Genomic DNA, 5,311 nt, shown 5'->3' on the forward strand with positions numbered 1-5,311 from the left:
ACCTTGGTTTAGTGGAAACCGTTCAAAAAGCCAATAATGCAGTACCTAATAACCGAAAAGTAAATGGGAAAATGCTGGCAGGTGATATTAGTTTAGGAGCAACGGATGTAGGAGCTTATACGAAAGTTGAGGTTGATGCTAAAGTTCGCGCTGTAACTAACGATGTTCGTTTATCCTCTCCTTTCACTATTCCGCGTGATGGACGTTACTATACCGCTCCTCAAGGTTCTTTCATTCAAACAGTTGATGTCGGTGATTGGAACCGTGCAACAGCTTGCTATGTCCAAGTATATAAAAATGGCATTTGGGTAACGGTGGCACAATTATGATTAATATAAAAAACTTTACCCCATATACACCTATGGATATTTATGGAAAATCGGATAATTCAGTGATGTATTTGCGTTCAGAACAAGGTGAGGATTGGTACGAGTGTCAGTGTAAATTTTCTATAAATACAATAAAAATTCAGTATGATAACAATGGTATTATCACGTCATATTCTTCAGATGTATCTAGTTTGTTTCCTTTTAATATGAGTGTCACCGAAGTTGAGTATGTACCTGTTGATATAGATATTAATGGTCATTGGGTATTCGACGGAGTATCAATCATAAAACGTATCTACTCTAAGAAAGAGTTGGTTATGCAGGTAAGAAATCAAAAAACAATATTACTAATAGAAGCAGCAAACAAGATCTCGCCACTGCAAGATGCTGTTGATTTAAATATTGCTACTGACGAAGAAAAAACTGCTCTATTGGCATGGAAGAAGTATAGGGTGATACTCAATCGTATCGATACTTCATTAGTTCCCAATGTTGAATGGCCTGAATTACCAAAATAAGCACAGGGCCGTGGGGCCCTTGATTGCATTGTTCTGTGTTTTTTCTCAACAGAGGCTGTTACCCATAGGAAAGCTTAAATTCAGCGGTTTTTTAGTGTAATGAATATCAAAAAACACAGATTTTTGATTTCTACTGCTGTAAACTAAAGAGTCAAAATTACCGGATGGCTAAAATATTCAGCATCACAATTTGTAATTTAGCATTAGATTTGAAAGAAATATTAATATGTTATTTGATAACATATAAAAACTTTGTCTTTTTACTGTTATGTATTAAAATAACAATACTGATAAATCACATTTTGGTATTGCTAATGACTATCGAGTTTGTAAAGAAAAATATATCGTGGAATACTTTCTTAGTTGGTGGTTATGTTTCTCTTATCTATCTAACTGACGTAACTAGATATAAAAATATTTTTCTTATATTGATGGCAATTACATCGATTTTTTATCTATGTAAATCCCCCAAAATATACCTAAATGCAGTAAAAAATAGAATATTTTTTGCACTATTTATTTTCTTCCTTACTGTCGTTTATTCTATTTTTATATCTAAAATCCCTGCAATTAGCTTTAGTGAAGTCAAAACTCCATTTTTTAGGGATGTATTTATTGTTGCTACTTTAATATTAATTTTATTATATAAGGAAAATAGCCTAAAAATAAAAAAATGTTTTTATATAGTTTCTTTATAGGGTTATCTCTGATAACTTTAAAAGAAATTTACTTATATTATGTCGATTATAGAAACAATATAATGCCGTTTTCTAACTTTAACCATAGAAGCGTTTCAGATGGAATTGTATTTTTCTTTCCTGTTTTGCTATCTACCTGGTACCTTGTTAATAAAAGTAACTATTTCAGTTTATTTGGTATAATTTCGTTCTCTACCTTAGTATTGTTTGTCTTACTAGGAACCCTTTCCAGAGGTGCTTGGCTCGCTGTTTTTTCCATGTATATACTTATCTTATTAATAAACAGAGATTGGAAACTTTTTGTAATTACATTAATTACCGGAGTTGCCATTTTTTCTGTAGTTAAAGTACATAAAAGTAGCAATGAATCTATTCTGTTAACAAAAATGGAACAACTTGACAGTAGCCATAGATATGAAAATGGGACTCAAGGCTCTGCTTTGACATTAATATTAAAAAATCCTATTTTAGGATATGGGGCAGGGAATGAAATATACAATTCTATATACAATGATAATGTTATCAATCATCAGGAATGGATATTTAAGAGTTCACTAGGGCCTCATAATATATATCTTACAGTTTGGTTTTCATCGGGAATTATTGGATTTTTATCCTTCCTGTATCTTATATTCATATATATAAAAGAGTCAACCACACTAATTTTAAGTAGAAATAAATATACAAAGCAAATTTCAATTATGTTAATGGCTTCTTTTGTTGGATACTTTATCGTTAGAGGTAACTTTGAAAGTGTTCATTTGAACATATTAGGTGTTTATCTGGGATTTTTGATGTCAGTTATAGCCAATAATGGTAGCCGTCTTGATTGACGGCTTTATTCTAGAACCATTCGTTTAAAACATCGATAAGTTTATTACTTATGTTTTTCCAATCATAATTATTCAGTGCAGTTAATTTTGCTTTTTCAGCAATAGCTTTTACATTTGGATTATTCAGAGTTTCACTGATATCTAAAGAAATACTTTCAACAGATAGGGGCTCTTTCAAATGAAAACCAGTTTCATTATGTATGACAAATTCTTTTATTCCACCTCTAGGGCTTACAAGAACAGGAGTGCCACTAGCCATTGATTCTAAAGCGACCATACAGAAAGCTTCATCTGTTAATGATGGAACTACTGTTAAGTTGGCTAATGGGTAGATTTTATGCATATTATTAGGAGAAATATTTCCCGCAAGAATACAGTATGAACTCATCTTATTAGCTTGCTTAATAACCTTTTTTCTATAATCTTCAAGTCTTCCTCTTTTCTTAGTTTTATAATCTCCCACAATAAGTAATTTTATATTTTTTATTGCATTTTTCAGGATAGCTACTGATTCCATTAACTCAATAACACCTTTACCTTTATCTAATCTTCCTGCATAGAGAATAACAATATCTTTATCTTGTAAGTTAAATTTTTCTCTGTTCCAGTTCTGATTAGAACTATACATATCTTTGCTAATACCATTAGGGACTAGTTTTACATTAATATCTGGAGTTTCTTTTTTAAAGAAGTCAGCTAAAAAAATACTTGGTGTAATTAACTTTGTCCTGTAATCAAGGTGTCCTGTGTTTTTTTTATTATGCATGTGAAGAATCATTAATTCTTCTGGATAGAATTTTTTTATTTCGTTATATAATGTAATAGAGTTATGAACTATTAATATCGAGTCATTTTCTTTGTTTATCTGATGAATTTTTAAAGCGATTCTTTTGCTATAAGGAAATGGATCTAATCTTGTCCATTTTTTAAATATTCTTTTATAGACACGGCTAATTCTGATTCTATATATAATGGAGTTTTTATTTATTATCTCTGTTTTATTTTCATTACGCTCACCTTTACAAATTATCATGTTTTTGATATTTGATTCCTTTGCTACATTATAAATCCACCATTCAACAGCAGATGAATAGGTAGGGGGAATGGAGTGAAACTCTGGAGCTATAAATATAATGTTTTTCATAATAAAAATTCCCCCTTGATAGATATCGATAATTTATGATTATTGCATCCAATATATATTTTAACAATACTGTTATAACTGATATCGCACTTATAGTACTAAATAAAGATTGATTCAGAATTTGTAGCTGTTAAAGAACATTAGAATAGCAACGAGGCATCTTATAATTTTATTAAAAACATGTCCAATACTATTGGCAAAGCATACGTCATTGAATGGACTAAGTTCTCCTTCTATCGGATCAATGCTAAATAGTTCTATGACCTTTTTTACTAAATAATCTCTTAAAATAATAGACCATTTTTGGAGGATACAACTTTATCTGAGTGATCTGATGAATTTGCCAGATCCAACATATCACTCATAGGAAATGTTTTACCAAAAGATGTAACTTATTTTGGTATTTCTGGCCATTCAATATCAGGAGCCAGTGAAGTATCAACACGGTTCAGTAATACCAGATATTTTTTCCATTCAAGTAACAGTGCCTGTTCCTCTTCCGAAGCCAATTCAGTATCAACGGCATATTGGAGCAACATAATGGTTTCATTAGCTTGTGTGCACAGTGTGTCACGCAGTTGTTCTGCCTGTTCAATTTCACTATCCTTTATTGCCGCTTTGTCAGTCACCCAGTTTGAACCATCCCATCTATCAAAATGAGTAGCAGGTTGTTTGAATGTCAGAGTTTTGGGTAATTCACCCAAATCAGTAATTTCTTGCGGTAAGCGAGTTTGTATGTTGTAAGCTGTTTTTCCTCGGTAATCAGGCACAATTTCCCAGAGTTTTCCATCTACTGTGCGTCTGACTGCCATAGAATCGGATTCAGGAAGTGTCGGGGCATCTGTATAGGAGCTCGCCGATATGCCAACTCCCTTCATCAGGTATTCTGGTGTCGCACCGATAAACTCCCTTGAGTTAGGTGCTGCATGGTAGATAGTCAACCAGCCAGCTTTTTCTGCCAATCCATCTTTACCTAAGATTGTCGTTTCCGGTTCCAAAGAATATTTTTGTTCAATCATTTATTCTGCCCTTACTATGTAGTTAAATGCGATATTGCGGGGACGGGTTTCGTTGCCACCAGTTTTATTAGTTGAGTCAATACTCCTTGCGTTACCATTACCCCGACCAACATGACTACCCCATGAACCTGCATCATCTCCATTTAAAGTATGGCTATGAGATTTAAACTCATCAGCTTGCCACGACAAAATGCCACGACCATGATCCACGCCCCGCCCATCATCCCAACCACGGATAAATTCACCGCGTAAATCAGGAAGCACACCTGATGGATAAGCAGCGGCTAACTTCGGATATAGAGACTTATTAAATGATTGACCGTTGCATGCCAGATAGCCAGCAGGCACATTCGGTAATGGCCATGGGATTGGAGCACCAACAGGAATGTTATTTGCAGCGCTAATTTGTTCAATTGTTGCCAGCTCTGACCAATCTTTCTCAAACCCATAACTATCACGAGCTGAACGATAAGCAATCCCTCCATTTTTGTAATGCACTTTTAGCTGAAATGCCGGACAACTTCCAATTCCGTTACAAAAGTGAGCAACAAGCTGGCTGTCCCCAGGACGCTGCAAATCATATAATCCCGTATCTGCGTTCCAAGGGACTTGATTATTAACAGAGTATGTTCCTGTTAATCCAAGCCTAAACGCCCCCACATCCCCCGCACTCAAGCTCACATTCCCAGTCAACTCCTTGCCATTAATTTTCCGACTACTCGGCACCGCACTTTTCGCCAAATTCACCGTTTCCACTAAACCAAGGTTTT

6 protein-coding genes and 1 pseudogene are annotated in these 5,311 nt (G+C 34.2%); 4 read left to right on the forward strand and 3 right to left on the reverse strand.

All coding sequences use genetic code 11. The features are described from left to right. The 4 genes and pseudogenes from KZ793_RS21075 to rfaL form a co-directional block, all read left to right on the forward strand. Nucleotides 1–329: pseudogene (locus tag KZ793_RS21075) on the forward strand (phage tail protein); the annotation flags it as partial. Further along, nucleotides 326–847 carry a tail fiber assembly protein gene (locus KZ793_RS21080; protein ID WP_317987492.1) on the forward strand — a complete coding sequence of 174 codons (522 nt, stop codon included), beginning with the start codon at nt 326–328 and terminating at the stop codon, nt 845–847. The pseudogene KZ793_RS21075 and the gene KZ793_RS21080, both read left to right, overlap by 4 nt. Nucleotides 848–1,161: 314 nt before the next feature. Further along, on the forward strand, nt 1,162–1,545 hold the full coding sequence (locus KZ793_RS21085; RefSeq protein ID WP_225817099.1) for an O-antigen ligase family protein: 384 nt from the start codon (nt 1,162–1,164) through the stop codon (nt 1,543–1,545). Further along, nucleotides 1,521–2,378, forward strand: a complete 858-nt coding sequence (rfaL, locus tag KZ793_RS21090) for an O-antigen ligase RfaL (RefSeq protein WP_225817100.1) — start codon at nt 1,521–1,523, stop codon at nt 2,376–2,378. The genes KZ793_RS21085 and rfaL overlap by 25 nt, the downstream gene beginning before the upstream one ends. Nucleotides 2,379–2,388: 10 nt before the next feature. Here the strand turns inward: rfaL and KZ793_RS21095 are convergent, their stop codons facing one another. The 3 genes from KZ793_RS21095 to KZ793_RS21105 form a co-directional block, all read right to left on the reverse strand. Beyond that, the gene (locus KZ793_RS21095) at nt 2,389–3,522 is read right to left on the reverse strand and encodes a glycosyltransferase (RefSeq protein ID WP_225817101.1); all 1,134 of its coding nucleotides are present in this window, start codon (nt 3,520–3,522) and stop codon (nt 2,389–2,391) included. Nucleotides 3,523–3,914: 392 nt separating this feature from the next. Beyond that, nucleotides 3,915–4,541, reverse strand: coding sequence for a tail fiber assembly protein (locus KZ793_RS21100; protein ID WP_225817102.1), 627 nt, complete (start codon nt 4,539–4,541; stop codon nt 3,915–3,917). Next, the coding region (locus tag KZ793_RS21105; RefSeq protein WP_225817103.1) for a phage tail protein at nt 4,542–5,311 on the reverse strand (770 nt) is incomplete at its 5' end.

It is taken from the genome of Photorhabdus antumapuensis (assembly GCF_020387775.1).
Taxonomy (GTDB): domain Bacteria; phylum Pseudomonadota; class Gammaproteobacteria; order Enterobacterales; family Enterobacteriaceae; genus Photorhabdus; species Photorhabdus antumapuensis.